Origin of the sequence: Duganella aquatilis, assembly GCF_009674565.1 — a bacterium.
In the GTDB taxonomy this organism is placed as follows: Bacteria; Pseudomonadota; Gammaproteobacteria; order Burkholderiales; family Burkholderiaceae_D; genus Rugamonas; species Rugamonas aquatilis.
In genome coordinates, this window is the sequence record NZ_WKJL01000001.1 from 56090 (window position 1) to 72676 (window position 16587).

13 protein-coding genes are annotated in these 16587 nt (G+C 64.4%); 6 read left to right on the forward strand and 7 right to left on the reverse strand.

Features of this window, described 5'->3' with window-relative positions; all coding sequences use genetic code 11:
* The first annotated feature begins 12 nt into the window (after nt 1–12).
* Together GJ698_RS00295 and GJ698_RS00300 are read left to right on the forward strand one after the other, a co-directional pair.
* Nucleotides 13–4617 (forward strand): PilC/PilY family type IV pilus protein, encoded by a 4605-nt coding sequence (locus GJ698_RS00295; RefSeq protein WP_154355603.1) that lies wholly within the window; start codon nt 13–15, stop codon nt 4615–4617.
* Between the two features lie 68 nt (nt 4618–4685).
* Entirely contained in the window at nt 4686–6353 is a 1668-nt protein-coding gene (locus tag GJ698_RS00300) for a peptide chain release factor 3 (protein WP_154355604.1), read from the forward strand.
* Between the two features lie 92 nt (nt 6354–6445).
* On the opposite strand, the gene xth is transcribed toward GJ698_RS00300, so the two are convergent.
* Nucleotides 6446–7231 carry an exodeoxyribonuclease III gene (xth, locus tag GJ698_RS00305; RefSeq protein ID WP_154355605.1) on the reverse strand — a complete coding sequence of 262 codons (786 nt, stop codon included), beginning with the start codon at nt 7229–7231 and terminating at the stop codon, nt 6446–6448.
* Between the two features lie 179 nt (nt 7232–7410).
* Between xth and GJ698_RS00310 the strand changes: the two genes are divergently transcribed.
* The 3 genes from GJ698_RS00310 to GJ698_RS00320 are packed head-to-tail and all read left to right on the forward strand — an operon-like array spanning nt 7411 to nt 9934.
* Nucleotides 7411–7797, forward strand: a complete 387-nt coding sequence (locus GJ698_RS00310; protein WP_154355606.1) for a GntR family transcriptional regulator — start codon at nt 7411–7413, stop codon at nt 7795–7797.
* Nucleotides 7794–8513, forward strand: coding sequence for an ABC transporter ATP-binding protein (locus tag GJ698_RS00315; RefSeq protein WP_154355607.1), 720 nt, complete (start codon nt 7794–7796; stop codon nt 8511–8513). The genes GJ698_RS00310 and GJ698_RS00315 overlap by 4 nt, the downstream gene beginning before the upstream one ends.
* Nucleotides 8510–9934 (forward strand): hypothetical protein, encoded by a 1425-nt coding sequence (locus GJ698_RS00320; RefSeq protein WP_154355608.1) that lies wholly within the window; start codon nt 8510–8512, stop codon nt 9932–9934. The genes GJ698_RS00315 and GJ698_RS00320 overlap by 4 nt, the downstream gene beginning before the upstream one ends.
* On the opposite strand, the gene GJ698_RS00325 is transcribed toward GJ698_RS00320, so the two are convergent.
* Nucleotides 9931–10266: a hypothetical protein gene (locus GJ698_RS00325; protein ID WP_154355609.1), complete on the reverse strand. Its 336-nt coding sequence runs from the start codon at nt 10264–10266 to the stop codon at nt 9931–9933. The two genes, GJ698_RS00320 and GJ698_RS00325, sit on opposite strands and share 4 nt — an antisense overlap.
* Before the next feature lie 200 nt (nt 10267–10466).
* On the opposite strand from GJ698_RS00325, the gene GJ698_RS00330 reads away from it, so the two are divergent.
* A complete protein-coding gene (locus GJ698_RS00330) occupies nt 10467–12119 on the forward strand; it encodes a methyl-accepting chemotaxis protein (RefSeq protein ID WP_371865078.1) in 1653 nt (550 codons plus the stop codon).
* On the opposite strand, the gene GJ698_RS00335 is transcribed toward GJ698_RS00330, so the two are convergent.
* The 5 genes from GJ698_RS00335 to gcvH all read right to left on the reverse strand — a co-directional run bounded on the left by GJ698_RS00335 (nt 12116) and on the right by gcvH (nt 16557).
* Nucleotides 12116–12523, reverse strand: a complete 408-nt coding sequence (locus GJ698_RS00335; protein WP_154355610.1) for a hypothetical protein — start codon at nt 12521–12523, stop codon at nt 12116–12118. The two genes, GJ698_RS00330 and GJ698_RS00335, sit on opposite strands and share 4 nt — an antisense overlap.
* A gap of 26 nt (nt 12524–12549) precedes the next feature.
* Nucleotides 12550–12786, reverse strand: coding sequence for a hypothetical protein (locus GJ698_RS00340; protein ID WP_154355611.1), 237 nt, complete (start codon nt 12784–12786; stop codon nt 12550–12552).
* Nucleotides 12787–12795: 9 nt separating this feature from the next.
* A complete protein-coding gene (locus GJ698_RS00345; RefSeq protein ID WP_154355612.1) occupies nt 12796–13122 on the reverse strand; it encodes an ArsR/SmtB family transcription factor in 327 nt (108 codons plus the stop codon).
* 92 nt (nt 13123–13214) lie between these two features.
* A complete protein-coding gene (gene gcvP / locus GJ698_RS00350; protein WP_154355613.1) occupies nt 13215–16109 on the reverse strand; it encodes an aminomethyl-transferring glycine dehydrogenase in 2895 nt (964 codons plus the stop codon).
* Between the two features lie 67 nt (nt 16110–16176).
* On the reverse strand, nt 16177–16557 hold the full coding sequence (gene gcvH, locus GJ698_RS00355; RefSeq protein WP_154355614.1) for a glycine cleavage system protein GcvH: 381 nt from the start codon (nt 16555–16557) through the stop codon (nt 16177–16179).
* Nucleotides 16558–16587 lie beyond the last annotated feature (30 nt).

Consider the following 16587-nt stretch of genomic DNA (forward strand, 5'->3'; position numbering starts at 1 on the left):
AATGGAACAACCATGAACTCCTCCCTGTCCACGCTGGGCCGCCGTGCCCTGTTGAGCCTGATGCTGCTGGTGTCGGCCGCCGCCTTCGCGGCCCAGACCCAGATCGCCCAGGTGCCGCTGCTGAACATCCAGGGCACCGGCACCGTCAAGCCCAACCTGATGCTGCTGTTCGATAATTCCGGCTCGATGGACCAGGCCTACACGCCCGACTACGTTGACGACGCCATCTGCCGCGGCGGCGCCACGCTGGCCGCCAGCGCGGTCAGCTGCCAGCCCGGCCACCCGCCGTACATGACGGCCGACTTCAACAAGCAGTACTACAATCCGGCCATCCTGTACGCGGTGCCGGTGCGCGCCGACGGCACGTTCTACCCGTCGCAGACCACCTTCACCAATGTCAGCAACGACGGCTTCAGCGTGCGCTACAGCACCCTGGGCGGCACCGCCAGCAGCTCGGCGTCGTCGGTCAATCTGCTGACCGGCTTTCCCGACCTGCGCTGGTGCAATCCCAACAACAGCAACGACTGCGGCACCAACACCAGCACCTACACCTATCCCGACGCCACTCATACCTCGGCCACGGTGATCTACGGCGCGCCGTACTATTACAACATCGGCGTGACCGAATACTGTACCGACGACACCATGACGGTGTGCCGCACCACATCGGTGGGTGCGGCGGCGCCGGCCAATTACCCGGTGCCGGTCAAGGTGCGCTGGTGCAGCGACAAGACGCTGAACACCTGCCAGGCCAAGCAGGTGGGGGCCTTCAAGTATCCGCGCTATTCGACCTCGGCCGGGTCGGTGGCGGCCTATGCCACCATCGCCATCAATGCCTCGCTGGGAACCGGTCAGCTGGCGATCAGCAGCGTCAGCATCAACGAGGGCGGCACCAGCGTGACGCTGACGTCGGGGCCGGTGACGGCCACCAACGGCACCAGCACCGCCATCAACCGCCAGGCCATGGCCAGCGCGCTGGCCAGCAACATCAACAGCAACACGGCGATGCCGCGCTACCTGGCCTGCGTGCTGACGCCGACCGGCGTCAGCAACGTGCCGACCTGCGCCAGCCTGGGCATCACGCTCAGTGCCGACAACATCGTCGGCGTGGTGGCGGTCGACTGCACCGCCACGCCGAAGAATGCCGCCAACTGCCCGCGCATCTTCGACGCCTCGCGCTCCGGCTACGCGCTGACGGTCACGTCCTCGCCGGCGGCGGTGGTGCCGCCCACCGCGCTGCTTGACGTCAGCGGCACTGCCGCGAACACGCTGCTGCTGTCGACCACCGTCAAGCTGGACACGACGACGCTGGCCAGCAACGTCTCCATCGCCCGCCGCGCCAGCGCCGCCACGGCGGCCAGCGCCATCGTCAGCGCCATCGGCGTCAGCGCCAGCGTGCGCGCCTATGTCGGCGGCAACAGCGTGACCGACATCTGCCGCGCCGCCCCGAACACAACCGTCTGCCTGGTGAATGTGGCCGCCACCGCCAACGGCCAGACGCCGTCCGCGACCGCCGTCTCCGGCCTGAGCTTCACCGCCACCAGGAGCGCCGGCTTTGTCGACACCATACCGACCGTGACGGCGCCGATGTCGGGCGGCTCGACCGGCCCCAGCAGCTTCGCCCGCGTGGACATCGTCACCGGCAGAACCTATCCGAGGGGCAGCGACCGCACCGATTGCGTGGCCCAGGCCGGCGTCTGCACCTACCAGGAAGAAATGACCAATTTCGCCAACTGGTACGTCTACTACAAGACCCGCTTGCAGATGATGAAGACCTCGGTCGGCCTGGCGTTCTCGACGCTGAACGCCAACTACAAGGTCGGCTTCGCCAAGTTGTCGGTGGCCGCCACCGGCGGCGCGATGGAAATGGTGCCGTCCGATTTCACCGGCACCTCGCGCAGCACCTGGTACACCAAGCTGTACGCCACCACCACCTCGGGATCGACGCCGACCCGGCCGGCGCTCGACAACCTCGGCCGCATGTTCGCCAACCAGACGCCGTACCAGTACGCGGCCGGCCAGGAAGTGGTGCAATTCCCCTGCCAGCAGAACTTCGTGATCCTGACCACCGACGGCTACTGGAACGGTGGCTCGACCAAGGACTACGGCAGCGGCTTCCCGGCGGTGGTCAACAACGACAATGCCGAGAGCACCTCGCGCTTCTGCAGCTACGCCACCGGCTGCGTCGACACGCGGGCGCAGAGCCAGCCGTCGCTGGCGGACGTGGCGCTGCACTGGTACAACGGCGGCTCCAGCACCGGCACCGTGTCGCTGCGGCCGACGCTGGAGCCGGACATGAGCAAGGCCGGCTCGGTGCCGGCGCGTTCCGGCGAAAACACCCACCTGCACATGAACACCTACACGCTGGGCCTGGGCGTGGACGGCGTGATGAACTACGACCCCAACTACGACACCACCGCGCGCAAGGTCGGCGGCGACTTCTACAACCTGATCACGCGCGTCGCCACCGGCTGCCCGTGGAACAGCAACGGCCCCTATGTGTGGCCGAATCCGGACGTGACCAACACCGGCAACACGGTGCAGGAGCGGGTGGACGATCTGTGGCACGCGGCGGTCAATGGCCATGGCAAGTATTTCAGCGCCTCGCAGCCGAAGGAAGTGGTGGCTGGCCTGAGCGAAGCGCTGTCGAACATGCAGATCCGCCTCGGCGCGGCGGCGGCGGCGGCGACCTCGACGCCGAATATTTCGCTAGCTGACAACGACATCTTCGCCGACACCTTCACCACCGTGAAGTGGTACGGCGAATTGGCGGCCAAGAAAATCAACACCTCGACCGGCGAAATCGGCGCCACCACCTGGATCAGCTCGGACACGGTGGGGCGCGACATCGGCGCCACCGGTCCGGCGGCCCGCGTGATCAAGATGCTGGACACCAGCAACAACACGCTGAAGGAAGTCAACTTCAACACCATGAGCACGCTGGAGAAAGGCTGGTTCAGCAACAAGTGCACGGCGCTGGCGCAATGCACGCTGTTGACCACGGCCGAGCGCGACACCGTCAACAACGGCGTCAACATGGTCAACTGGCTGCGCGGCGCCCAGACCTATGCCGACGACCGCCTGTTCCGCGCCTACACGCTGACCGACCACACGCCGCCCGGCCAGACCGGCGCGATTCCTATCCTGCTGGGCGACATCGCCTCGTCCAAACCTGCCTATCTGCGCGACGCGCGCAAGAATTACACGCGCGCCGGCTATGCCGACTTCAAGGCCGGCACGCTGACCCGTCCGGCCACGGTGTTCACCGCCGCCAACGACGGCATGCTGCACGCGTTCGACGCCAGCAACGGCACCGAACGCTGGGCCTATATGCCCCGCATTACCATGAAAAAGCTGTACCTGCAGGCCAGCATCACCTACGGCACCAATCACCAGTTCACCACCGACGGCTCGCCCGAGCTGGGCGACGTGCAGATCGGCGGCGTCTGGAAAACCGTGCTGGTGGCCGGCCTCAACGGCGGCGGCCGCGGCTACTATGCGATCGACGTCACCGATCCCACCAATCCGGTGGCGCTGTGGGAATTCTGCGCCGATTCCACCGTGTGCAGCCGCAACGATCCGGACATCGGCCTGACCTTCGGCAATCCGCAGTTCGGCCTGTGGAACAACCAGTGGGTGGTGTTCCTGACCTCCGGCTACAACAATGTGCCGGGCACGGACGGCGTCGCCACCGGCAGCGGCCAGGGCATCCTGTACATCGTCGATGTCGCCACCGGCGCGGTGCTGAAGAAAGTCTCGAATCAGACCGGCGACACCACCACGCCGTCCGGCCTGGCCAAGATCACCGGCATCAGCAGCGATCCCAACCTGGACCCGGCCACCACCTACATCTACGGCGGCGACATCAACGGCCGCATGTGGCGCTTCGATCTGACCGACGCCACCGGCGCCACCGTGCCGGTGGTCAAGATGGGCGACGCCGGCACCAGCAAGCCGATCACCACCCGGCCCGACGTGACGCTGTGCGCCATGACCACCAGCAGCACCGACAACGGCGTCACCAGCAGCGCCACCACGGCCCAGCGCGTGGTGCTGTTCGGCACCGGCCGGCTGCTGGACGTGCCGGACACCACCAACACCGACGTCCAGAGCCTGATGCTGCTCAAGGACACCGGCGCCACCATCAATGTGCGCGGCGCCAGCATGGTGCAGCAGACCCTGAGCCAGGTCGGCAGCAGCAGCAACATCAGTTTCGCGCTGACCAGCAATCCGGTCGACCTCAGCCAGAAGGACGGCTGGTTCTTCGACTGGAGCGTGACGCCGGGCGAGCGCATGAACCTGGACCCGCAGATCGTCAGCGGCGTCGCCAATGTGGTGACCAATCTGCCGTCGTCGTCGTCGGCCTGCTCGGTGGGCGGCACCAGCAATATCTACCAGGTCGACGTCTGCACCGGCACGGCGCTGCCGAATACGCCGGCCGGCGTCATCCTGTCGTCGGACTCGGCGGCGGTCGGTTTCACCATCTTCCGCCTGCAGAACGGCCAGCTGATCTCGACCAGCACGCTGGCCACCGGCATCACCAAGAACAACAATTTGCAGGAAGGTAAGTCGGCCGAGGCGCACCGGGTCGGCTGGCGGCGCGTGCAGGGGGAATAAGTTGCTGTCGGCAGGGCCAAGAGCCGGTATAATCGAGGGTTTGCAGAACCGCCTCAGATCGCTCATACATGGTCAACGATAACGAAAACGTAACTCCCGACAGCAACGACGACAGCGCCTCGGCCGCCAGCGCCAAGACGCCGGCGCTGATCGCCCGCGAAGTGCTGCGCCGCCGCACCTTCGGCATCATCTCCCACCCGGATGCGGGTAAAACCACGCTGACCGAAAAGCTGCTGCTGTTCTCGGGCGCGATCCAGATGGCGGGCACCGTCAAGGCCCGCAAATCGGGCCGCCATGCGACCTCCGACTGGATGGAGATCGAGAAGCAGCGCGGCATTTCGGTGGCCTCGTCGGTGATGCAGTTCGAATTCCGCGATCACGTGGTCAACCTGCTGGATACGCCAGGCCACCAGGACTTCTCGGAAGATACCTACCGCGTGCTGACGGCGGTCGACTCGGCGCTGATGGTGATTGACGCCGCCAAGGGTGTGGAAGCGCAGACCATCAAGCTGCTCGACGTCTGCCGCATGCGCAACACGCCGATCGTGACTTTCATGAACAAGATGGACCGCGAGACCCGCGATCCGCTGGAACTGCTGGACGAGCTGGAATCGGTGCTGAAGATCCAGTGCGCGCCGGTGACCTGGCCGATCGGCATGGGCAAGAACTTCCGCGGCGTGTACCACCTGCTGAACGACACCATCATGCTGTTCAAGGCCGGTGAAGAGAAGGCCGACGGCGCGTTCGAGATCATCGAAGGCATCGACAATCCACGCCTGCAGGAAATGTTCCCGCTGGAGATGGACCAGCTGCGCATGGAAGTGGAACTGGTCAAGGGCGCCTCGCACCCGTTCGACCTGGAAGAATTCCTGGCCGGCGTGCAGACGCCGGTGTTCTTCGGCTCGGCGATCAACAACTTCGGCGTGCGCGAGATCCTGTCGGCGCTGGTCGACTGGGCGCCGGCGCCGCGCGAGCGCGACGCCACCGTGCGCGCGGTCGATCCGAAGGAAGAGCCGTTCACCGGCTTCGTGTTCAAGATCCAGGCCAATATGGACCCGGCGCACCGCGACCGCATCGCCTTCCTGCGCGTGTGTTCGGGCCGTTTCGAGCGCGGCATGAAGGTCAAGCATTTGCGCCTGGGCCGCGAAGTCAAGGTCTCGTCGGTGGTGACGTTCATGGCGTCGACCCGCGAGCAGGTGGAGGAAGCGTACGCCGGCGACATCATCGGCCTGCCGAACCACGGCAATATGCAGATCGGCGACTCGTTCTCCGAAGGCGAACAGCTGACCTTCACCGGCATCCCGTTCTTTGCGCCGGACTTCTTCCGCCAGGTACGCATCCGCAACCCGCTGAAAATCAAGCAGCTGCACAAAGGCTTGCAGCAGCTGGGCGAAGAGGGCGCGGTGCAGGTCTTCAAGCCGGTGCAAGGTGGCGAGCTGGTGCTGGGCGCGGTCGGCGTGCTGCAGTTTGAAGTGGTGGCCAGCCGTCTGCTGAACGAATACGGCGTCGATGCGGTATTCGAAGGCACCAGCATCAGCAGCGCACGCTGGGTATCGAGCGACGACAAGAAAGCCCTGTCCGACTTCGAGGACCAACTCGGCCACAACGTCGCCTACGACGCCGCCGGCAACCTGGCCTACCTGGCCACCTCGGGCGTCAACCTGCGCCTGACGCAGGAACGCTGGCCGAAACTGCAATTCCACGCCACCCGCGAGCACTCGGCCAAGCTCGTCTAAAACCCGGGGTCAGTTCTGCCAATCGCACACGGCCTCTACCGTAGCAGCCGCTACGGTAGAGGCCGTGTGCGATTGGCAGAACTGACCCCGGATTAGCTGATCTTTTTCAGATCCAGCTCGACCCAGGTTGGCGCATGGTCGCTGGGCTTCTTGCGGCCGCGCACGTCGCGGTCGACTTCGGCGGCTGTCAGCGCCGGCGCCAGCGCAGGACTGAGCAGCAGGTGGTCGATGCGCAGGCCGGCGTCGCGGCCGTAGGCATTGCGGAAATAATCCCAGAACGTATAAATCTTTTCTCCCGGATGCATGGTGCGTAACGCATCGGTCCAGCCTTGCGCGAGCAGCTTGTGATAGGCCGCGCGCACCTCGGGACGGAATAAGGCGTCATCCACCCAGCGCTCAGGCTTATACACATCCAGCTCGGTCGGCATGACGTTGAAATCCCCCGCCAATATTACCGGCGCGCCGCTGTCCAATAATTTGGCGGCGTGCGTATGCAAACGATCAAACCATTTGAGCTTGTAATCGAATTTGGGGCCGGGCGCAGGATTGCCATTTGGCAGATATAATCCGCCGATTAATATGCCGTCGACTATCGCCTCAATATACCGGCTTTGAATGTCGTCCGCATCGCCCGGCAGTCCGCGGCCGGTTTCAATCGGCTTCTGGCCGCGCGCCAATATGGCCACGCCATTCCAGCTTTTCTGACCGTGCCAAATGGCTTGATAACCGGCGTCGTTAATCGCGGCTTCGGGGAATTTCTCCTGCGGCGCTTTTAATTCCTGCAAGCAGACGACATCCGGTTTGGTCTCATTGAGCCATTGCAGCAGGGCGGGGAGACGGGCGCCGATGCCATTGACGTTGAAGGTAGCGATTCTCATGCTTGCAGTATAAGTAGTTTGCCCGCCCCGCGCACGTTCGACAGCGCACGCAACCCCGTGCAGTCAAGCCAACACTTGGCACGTTCCCGCCAACTCCTGGCGGGAAATGAAAACACTGCTTGACAAGGTCATGGATGATGTTTACTGTATTAATCAACTAATACACCAATATGACTTCCATGGCTGCGCATACGGCTTCATTGTTCTCCATAGCGACCGGCTCGTCCGATCCTATTTATCGCCAGTTAATCGAGCAGGTGCGGCGCTTAATTGCTGCTGCCGCCTTAAAACCCGGCGATGTATTGCCGTCGGTTCGCGAAGTGGCATTGGCTTTGGCGGTCAATCCCATGACGGTTTCCAAGGCTTATAACATGCTGGAAACGGAAGGGCTATTAACACGGGCACGCGGCGTCGGCATGCTGGTGGCCGACGGCGAAAAGCCGCAAGGAAAAGAAAATCTGTTAAGACCCACGCTGGAACGCGCCGCCGCCGAAGCCCGCCAATTGGGACTGGATGATGAAGCTGTTTTAAAACTATTTAAGAATATTCTTGGAGAAAATAAATGAAGCCTAATGTCGTCGAGATCGCCAATTTACATAAAAACTTCGGCAAGCAGCAGGTGTTGCAGGGCGTGAATTGGTCGATTGAGCAGGGCAAGGTCATTGGTTTATTAGGCCGGAATGGCGCCGGCAAATCGACGCTGCTGGAATGCCTGCTGGGCCTGCGCGACGTCGACGGCGGCAGCAGCACGCTGTTCGGCCAGCCGGCAACGGCGCTGAACGACGAAGTCCGCGCCCGGATCGGCTACGTGCCGCAGAAATCCGATTTGTTCGAATGGTTGACGCCCTTGCAACTATTGGACTATTTCAAGGCGCTCTATCCGCGCTGGAATCAGGTCAAGGTCGATGGCCTGTTGCAGCGCTGGGGCTTCCACGGCGACGCCGCCCGCAAGCAGATCAGCACCCTATCCGGCGGCGAACGGCAGCGCCTGTCCATCATCCGCGCGCTGGCCCACGATCCCCAATTGCTGGTGCTCGACGAGCCGGTCGCCAGCCTGGACCCGGTCGGCCGCCGCGATTTTCTGCAGGAACTGATCAACGACGTCATCGAGCGCGACACCACGGTGATTTTCTCCACCCACATCCTGTCCGACCTGGAACGGGTGGCGCTGGACGTGGCTTTCCTGCAGGGCAGCAAAATCGTCCTGCAAGGTGCGCTGGATGAATTGCTGGAAGGAAAGAATCTCAGCCTGGAAGACTTGTTTGTCGAGGTGACCAAGTGAACGCCGCCGTCCGTCGTGGCTATGGCCAGCTGCTGGCGCAGGTGCTCAATGACGTGGGCAGCTACCGCTCCATGAAGCGCATGAGTCTGGCGCTTCTCGGCACCGAGGGGTTTCTGTTCATCATGCACAACACTGCACGTTTTAGCCCCTACAAGCTGCTGATGCTGTGCGTGCTGTGGGGCATGTGCCAGATGTGGTGCGGCGCTTTCGTCCGCAGCGCCATCAAGCAGAACCGGCCGGAACTCTCCGGCCTGGTACCGCAGCTGCGCCAGCGCCTGATCCGGCTGACAGCCGCGCTGTATGCCGCCAACACGCTGGTGTTTGCCGTGATTGCGCATTTCGCTTTCGGCCATGGCGGTTACGGCCTGCTGGCCGCCACCCTGGTCACCACGGTGGCCATCCTGACGCAGCGGTTCAACATGCTGGCCTGGGGGATGGCGTTGCTGATTCCCTTCGGCGTGCAGTTTGCCTTCAACACCTTGAAGGGACTGATCGATGTCTTGAACGAACCGCTGGTGACCGCCGCCGGCATGCTGCTGCTCCTGCCGCTGATCGGCTGGGGGCTGTTCCAGCTGCTGCCCCGGGGCGGCGACCGGCACTGGGCCTGGTATCACCACTTTTCGAAATGCCAGGCGGCGCTGCACGGCAACGCGCCGCCGTCGTCCGCCGTGCAGTTGCCGACGCGCTGGCAGCAGCTGTTGCGCACCTTTTACGGCGTCGCGCTGCGGCGCGACAGCCGCGCCGGCACCCAGCCTGAACGCATGTTGATGCATGTTCTGGGCCCGGCAGCGCATGGCGGCAGCAACCTCATCTTTTTGCTGGCGGCGACGGTGCTGGCGTTGCTGCCGTCGGCATATGCGATGATTGATGGCGACGACAAGATTGTGCTGCCGTGGACCGGGATGATCTTGTTGGGCGTGGCGGGCATGTACGTGACGAGCGTCGCCGACAGCATCACCCGCCACGGCGCCGAACAGCGCCTGTATCTGATGACGCCCGGCGCGCCCGCCGGCGCCCGCATCAATCGTCTGCTGGGGCGGACGCTGCTGCGCCGCTTCCTGGGCGTCTGGCTGGCTTCGGTGGCTTGCGTCACCTGCCTGGATTCCTTCATGCTGGGCCACTTGGCCTTGCGCGGCATTAACTTCGCCATCGCCATGGCCTTCCTCTGGAGCGCGGTCTCACTGCTGGACAACTACGCCGTCAAGCGTCCGCATGCGGGCGGTCTCAACCGGAGCCTGCTGCTGATGTTGATCGTGCTGGGCTTTCTGGTCGCGATGGTGTTGAACCGGATTCAATCCACCTTCCCGTGGTACCAGGCGGGATGCCTGCTGGGCATCGGCGCCGTCATCCGCGTGGCGCTGGCCTGGCGCAAGCTGATGGCTTTGCCGCCGGTGCTGCCGGCCGGACGGTTGGCGGTCTAGTCGCGCTTGCCCAGCCACAGCACATCCAGCAGCGCGCCGATCCAGCCGACCAGCAGCACGGCCGCCGCCAGGTTGGTGGCGGCGTTGTCGATGCCGGCCGCGTGGACGCGTTGCAGGATGACGATCGGATCGAGCGCCAGCTTGCCGCTGTCGAGTTCGTCCTGCAATTGATACACCAGGTGCAGCATGGTGCTCAGCAAGTACAGCGCGGCGGCAGCGGTCGGCAGCAGGAACAGCATGCCGCGCCCGGTGCGGCGCGGCCGCAATGCCAGGTGACCCAGTCCGGGAAACAGCAAAGCGGAAATGAGGGCTGCCTTGATCGATGCTTTCATGTTGCTCCTGTTGTTACTTTGTGCGGATTGACCGAGCGCAAGATTGCCTTGCGGCAGCCAGCGTAGATTACAGGTTCTAGCTGCCGGGGGACATCATGCGTGCTTGGATCATAATCGCTTTGCCGACGCGCTGCATAGCGCGGCTCCATCAGGACCTGCTGAAAGCGCCGTACGCCGGCATCCGCTCACGCTGAGCCGCCGTGCTGCACCTACTCCAACATATGCTCAGCAAGCTGCGCATCGGGCCAAAGCTGCTGCTGGCGCCGGGCGTGGTGCTGATCCTGCTGACCGTGCTGTCGGCCGGCGCCTACCTTGGCCTGCTGCGGCAGAACCAGTCGCTCGACAACATTGTGCAGCAGCGCGCCGTGCGGCTGAAGGCGGCGGCCGACCTGGTCGCCAGCGCGCACAAGGCGCATACCGAAATCTATCAGCTGCTGACCTGGATCAGCGGCAGCTTCTCCGCGCCGCGCGTCGATGCGCTGGTGCGCGACCTGCATGTGCGCCACGCGGCGCTGGACCGCCAGTTCGCGCAGCTGGAAATGGCGACGCAATCGAGTCCGGCCGAGCGGCGCTTCGTGGTGCAGTCGCAGGCCGCGCATGCGGTGTACGTCAAGGCGATGGAAGACGTGATCGAACTGGCCATGGCCGACCAGTCGATCGCCGCCAACGCCATGGCCAAGGCCGAGCGGGCGTTCGACGTGGTGGCGCTGCGGCTGGAGGAACTGGCCAGACTGGAACAGTCGCTGAGCGAACGCGCCTACGCCGATGCGGAGAGCGACTTCCGCATCCTGTCGACCTGGATGCCGATCATCGTGGCCCTGTCGATCGCGCTGTCGCTGCTGGTGACGATGGCCGTGCGCAACGCCATGCTGAAGGACGTGCGCGAGATCGGCGCGGCGGCGGTGGATCTGGCCGAAGGCAACCTGACGGTGCGCCAGCGCGTCTACGGCAAGGACGAAATCGCCGACACCTCGCGCGCGCTGGACACCAGCATCCGCAACCTGAACACCACCTTGAAGACCATCCTGGCGTCGGCGCAGTCGATCGACCGCGCCTCGCGCGATATCGCCCAGGGCAATTCGGCGCTGACGCGGCGCAGCTACACGCAGGCCGGCACGCTGGAGGAAGCCGGCGGCGTGGCGCGTCAACTTGGCGCGCAGGTGTCGGAAGCCGCCACGCACGCCGCACTGGCAGGTCAGCTGGCGCAATGCGCCAACAGCTTTGCGGCGCGCGGCGGCAACGTGGTGCAGCGGCTGGTGGTCACCATGGCGTCGATTCGCGGCAGCTCGCGGCGGGTGGTGGAAATCGTCGGCGTCATCGACGGCCTGGCGGTGCAGACGCATATGCTGGCCTTGAGTGCGGCGGTGGAGGCGGCGCGCGCGGGCGAACAGGGGCAGGGCTTCGCCGTGGTCGCGGGCGAGGTGCGCACGCTGGCCCAGCGCTCGACGTCGGCGGCGCAGGAAATCCGGCTGCTGATGGAGGAATCGGCGGCCCACATCGACAGCGGCGCGCGTTCGGTGGAGGAAGCCGGCGGCAGCATCACGGAGCTTGTCTCGACCGTGCGCCGGGTGGGCGACATCATCGGCCAGATCGGCGACGCCAGCGCGCAGCAGGCGCAGGGCGTGCTCGGCGTGCAGCAGGCGATCGTCAGCCTGGATCAGGTCACGCAGCAGAATCTGGCGCTGGTGCAGCAGGCTGCTGCCGCCGCCAGCAGTTTGCAGCGGCAGGCGCTGTATCTGTCGCAGGCGGTGGCCATCTTCAAGCTGGACGAAGGCGCGGAGCCGCCGGACGCCAGCCGTCCCGCCGGCAGCCCGCGCGTGGTGCGATTGCGACTGGCCTCGGTGCGCAGTTAGGCGGCGCGCCAGCGGTCGCCGGGCTGGCGGATGTAGCGGGCGACAACGTACTGCCACGGCATGGCCAGCGGGATGATGATGGCGACCATGCATTCCATCGCGGTGCCCATGATGCTGTCGTCCATCGCGCCGCTTTGCCAGGCGGGCAGGGCGACGATCAGCAGCCAGATCGACTTCCACGCCAGTTCCCAGAACAGCACCGGCAGCATCTGCAGCGGATAGCGGATGCCGATCACGCACAGCAGGCTGAAGGCGGCCAGCATGCACTTCACCACGCCCTGCGACAGGCCCCACGGCTCGGCGTGCTGGATCACGCTCGGCCACACCACCAGCGCCAGTCCCAGCGCAATAATCAAATATACGGCTCTCAGCGAATACAGGCGAAACAGCGACACTTGCGGCATGGTGATGCTCCTCGGTGTGGGTGGAGTTACTCGACTTGCTTCAGTATGGTCTCGATGGCGGCGATGCGCGCCTTCAGGTCGGCCAGCGCGGCGGCGTTTTGCTCCTGCACGGCGACGGCGCGTTCCGCCAGCAGGCGGTAGGCCTCGTTGCCCTCGGCCTCCAGCTGCGCCTTCCTGATGGCGGTGCGCGAGCGCAGGAAGAAGATCAGGAAGATGGTCCCCAGCGGCATCAGCAGGGTAAGCAGGTAAATATTTTCGGACATCGTAAGCCTCTACTTTTCAGGATTGGTGGTCAGGGTACGTACTGCTTCGGCGATCATGGCCGGGGTGAGGTCGATGGCGAACGGCGCGGCCTCGAAAAAATTCAGCGCCTTGCCGTCGGCCGACAGTTCCAGCTGGCTGGTGACCAGGCCCGCTTCTTCCAGCTTCTGCAAATGCAGGTGCAGCAAGGGGCGGCTGATATTCAACTCGCGCGCCAGCTGGCTGACGTAATTGCGTCCACCAGCCGCCAGCGCCGCCACCACCCGCAAGCGATGCGGATTGGACAGCGCCGAAAGCGCCGCCAGCAACTGATCGCCTGTGAGATGTTTAGATTTCATGTGTAAAGAATATCTGACAGGTGTAAGCGTGTCAAACGATTTGAATAAAAAAAAGCCCGGCACGCGGCCGGGCTTTTGCGGGCGAAACGAGATTATTCGTAGTCGCTGATCGGCGCGCAGCCGCAGAACAGGTTACGGTCGCCGTAGACGTTGTCGGCGCGGCCGACCGGCGGCCAGTATTTCTGCTTGCGCAGCGATGGCAGCGGATAGGCCGCCACTTCACGCGAGTACTTGCGGTCCCAGACGTCGGCCGTCAGCACTTCGGCGGTGTGCGGCGCGAACTTCAGCGGGTTGTTCAGCTTGTCGAACTCGCCGCTTTCCACTTTGGCGATCTCGCCGCGGATGGCGATCATGGCGTCGATGAAGCGGTCCATCTCGGCTTTCGATTCCGACTCGGTCGGCTCGATCATCAGCGTGCCCGGCACAGGGAACGACATGGTCGGGGCGTGGAAGCCGAAGTCCATCAGGCGCTTGGCCACGTCTTCGTTGCTGATGCCGGTGGCATCCTGCAGCGGACGCAGGTCGATGATGCACTCGTGCGCCACCAGGCCGTCGTGGCCCGAGTACAGCACAGGGAAGTGCGGCGACAGGCGGCGGGCGATGTAGTTGGCGTTCAGGATCGCGGTTTCGGTCGCGGCGGTCAGGCCTTCCGCGCCCATCATGGCGATGTACATCCACGAAATCGGCAGGATCGACGCCGAGCCGTATGGCGCGGCCGAGACGGCGCCGATGCCGGCGTTGTCGCGGATGTAGCCGTTCGAACGCTGGTTCGGCAGGAACTTGGCCAGGTGCGCGCCAACGCCGATCGGGCCGACGCCAGGGCCGCCGCCGCCGTGCGGGATGCAGAAGGTTTTGTGCAGGTTCAGGTGCGAGACGTCGCCGCCGAACGCTCCCGGCGCGGCCACGCCGACCAGTGCATTCATGTTGGCGCCGTCGACGTAGACCTGGCCGCCGTGGCTGTGGATGATTTCGCACAGCTCGCGGATGCCTTCTTCAAACACGCCGTGGGTCGAAGGGTAGGTGACCATGACGCAGGCCAGATTCTTCGAGTGCAGCTCGGCCTTGGCTTTCAAGTCGGCCAGGTCGACGTTGCCGTTTTCGTCGCAGGCGGTGACCACCACCTGCATGCCGACCATGCTGGCCGATGCCGGGTTGGTGCCGTGCGCCGACGATGGAATCAGGCAGATGTTGCGATGGCCTTCGCCACGCGACTGGTGGTAAGCCTGGATCACCAGCAGGCCGGCGTATTCGCCCTGCGAGCCGGCGTTAGGCTGCAGCGAGATGGCGGCGTAGCCGGTCACCGCGCACAGCATCTCTTCCAGCGACGCGATCATTTCGCGGTAGCCGACGGTCTGCGCTTCCGGCGCGAACGGGTGGATGGTCGAGAATTCAGGCCAGGTGACCGGGATCATTTCGCTGGTGGCGTTCAGCTTCATGGTGCAGGAACCCAGCGGGATCATGGTGCGGTCCAGCGCCAAGTCCTTGTCGGCCAGCGAGCGCAGGTAGCGCAGCATCTCGGTTTCCGAGTGATAGCGGTTGAACACCGGGTGGCTCAGGTAGGCCGAGGTACGGGCCACCGCATCAGGGAAGGAGCGCTCGACGGCGGCTTCCACGGTGTCGAAGTCCGGGCCGTGGGCAGGACCGCCGACCGGGTGCGAGAACACGGTCCACAGCAGCGCGATGTCTTCGCGGGTGGTGGTTTCGTCCAGCGAGATGCCGACGTGCGAAGCGTCGATCACGCGCAGGTTGACGCCGTGCGAGTGGGCCGATGCATGCAGCTGCTCGGCGTTTTTCACGGCCACGGTCAGGGTGTCGAACCAGGTGTCGTTGGTGACGGTGTAGCCCAGGGTTTTCAGGTTCGAGGCCAGCACGCCGGTCAGGCGGTGCACGCGCTTGGCGATCTGCTGCAGGCCTTGCGGGCCGTGGTAGACGGCGTACATCGACGCCATCACCGCCAGCAGCACCTGCGCGGTACAGATGTTGGAGGTGGCCTTTTCGCGGCGGATGTGCTGCTCGCGGGTTTGCAGGGCCAGGCGGTAAGCCTTGTTGCCTTGCGCGTCGATGGTCACGCCCACCAGGCGGCCTGGCATCGAGCGTTTGAATTCGTCGCGGGTGGCCATGTAGCCGGCGTGCGGGCCGCCGAAGCCCAGCGGTACGCCGAAGCGCTGCGAGTTGCCGACAACCACGTCGGCGCCCCATTCGCCTGGAGGCGTCAGCATGGTCAGCGCCAGCAGGTCGGCGGCGGCAACCACCATCGCGCCCTTGGCCTTGACGGCTTCGACGTCGGCCTTGTAGTCGCGCACATTGCCGTTCACGCCCGGGTATTGCAGCAGCACGCCGAAGCATTCGCCCACGCTGGCCAGTTCGGCAGGGTGGAAGGTCTTGACGGTGATGTCCAGCGGCTTGGCGCGGGTTTCGATCACTTCGCGGGTTTGCGGCAGCACGTCGTCGGCGACGTAGAACACGTTCGATTTCGATTTGCTGACGCGCTGGATCAGCGTCATGGCTTCGGCGGCGGCGGTGCCTTCGTCCAGCATCGACGCGTTGGCGATGCCCATGCCGGTCAGGTCGGTGATGGTCTGCTGGAAGTTCAGGATCGCTTCCAGGCGGCCTTGCGAAATCTCGGGCTGGTATGGCGTGTAGGCGGTGTACCAGGCCGGGTTTTCAAAGATGTTGCGCAGGACGACGTTCGGCGTCAGCGTGTTGTAGTAGCCCTGGCCGATCAGCGACTTGAGCACCTTGTTCTTCGACGCGATTTTTTTCAGCTTGTTCAGCGCTTCGTTTTCCGGCATCGGCTGCGTGTAGGCGCCCAGCGGCAGGGCGGCCGTGTTGCGGATGTTGGCAGGCACGATGGCGTCGATCAGGGCGGCGCGGGTGGCGTAGCCGAGGACCGACAGCATGGCTTGCTGTTCTGCGGCGTCAGGGCCGATGTGGCGGGCGATGAAGGCGTCGCGTGCTTCGAGTTGGGAGAGGCTGGTGCGGGTCATGATTTGTCAGGGCGAGAGAGGAGAATACAAAAAGGCCAGCACGGGGCTGGCCTCGGAGCGCTCGAATTTAGGCGCCGGTGTTTTTGCCGTAGGCTTCAGCGTCCAGCAGGCCGTTGATGGCTGCGGCGTCGCTAGGCTTGATCTTGAACAGCCAGTTGGCGTAGGCGTCGGCGTTGATCGATTCCGGAGCGTTGACCACTTCTTCGTTCACGGCCACGACTTCGCCGGCCACCGGGGCGTAGATGTCGCTGGCGGCTTTCACCGATTCCACCACGGCGGCGTCGCTGCCGGCTTCGTAGGTGTCGCCGACTTTCGGCAGTTCGACGAAGACGATGTCGCCCAGTGCGTCCTGCGCGTACTCGGTGATGCCAACGGTGACAGTGCCGTCGGCTTCAGCGCGTACCCACTCGTGGGATTCGGTGTACTTCAGGTCTGCAGGAATGTTCATGTAAAGCTCCAAAAAGGATCGAGAGGTAAA

Excerpts from the sequence above, each read along its gene's own strand:
- GJ698_RS00295 (WP_154355603.1), top strand. The coding sequence starts at position 13 with ATGAACTCCTCCCTGTCCACGCTGGGCCGCCGTGCCCTGTTGAGCCTG.
- GJ698_RS00300 (WP_154355604.1), top strand. The coding sequence starts at position 4,686 with ATGGTCAACGATAACGAAAACGTAACTCCCGACAGCAACGACGACAGC.
- xth (WP_154355605.1), bottom strand. The coding sequence starts at position 7,231 with ATGAGAATCGCTACCTTCAACGTCAATGGCATCGGCGCCCGTCTCCCC.
- GJ698_RS00310 (WP_154355606.1), top strand. The coding sequence starts at position 7,411 with ATGGCTGCGCATACGGCTTCATTGTTCTCCATAGCGACCGGCTCGTCC.
- GJ698_RS00315 (WP_154355607.1), top strand. The coding sequence starts at position 7,794 with ATGAAGCCTAATGTCGTCGAGATCGCCAATTTACATAAAAACTTCGGC.
- GJ698_RS00325 (WP_154355609.1), bottom strand. The coding sequence starts at position 10,266 with ATGAAAGCATCGATCAAGGCAGCCCTCATTTCCGCTTTGCTGTTTCCC.
- GJ698_RS00335 (WP_154355610.1), bottom strand. The coding sequence starts at position 12,523 with ATGCCGCAAGTGTCGCTGTTTCGCCTGTATTCGCTGAGAGCCGTATAT.
- GJ698_RS00340 (WP_154355611.1), bottom strand. The coding sequence starts at position 12,786 with ATGTCCGAAAATATTTACCTGCTTACCCTGCTGATGCCGCTGGGGACC.
- GJ698_RS00345 (WP_154355612.1), bottom strand. The coding sequence starts at position 13,122 with ATGAAATCTAAACATCTCACAGGCGATCAGTTGCTGGCGGCGCTTTCG.
- gcvP (WP_154355613.1), bottom strand. The coding sequence starts at position 16,109 with ATGACCCGCACCAGCCTCTCCCAACTCGAAGCACGCGACGCCTTCATC.
- gcvH (WP_154355614.1), bottom strand. The coding sequence starts at position 16,557 with ATGAACATTCCTGCAGACCTGAAGTACACCGAATCCCACGAGTGGGTA.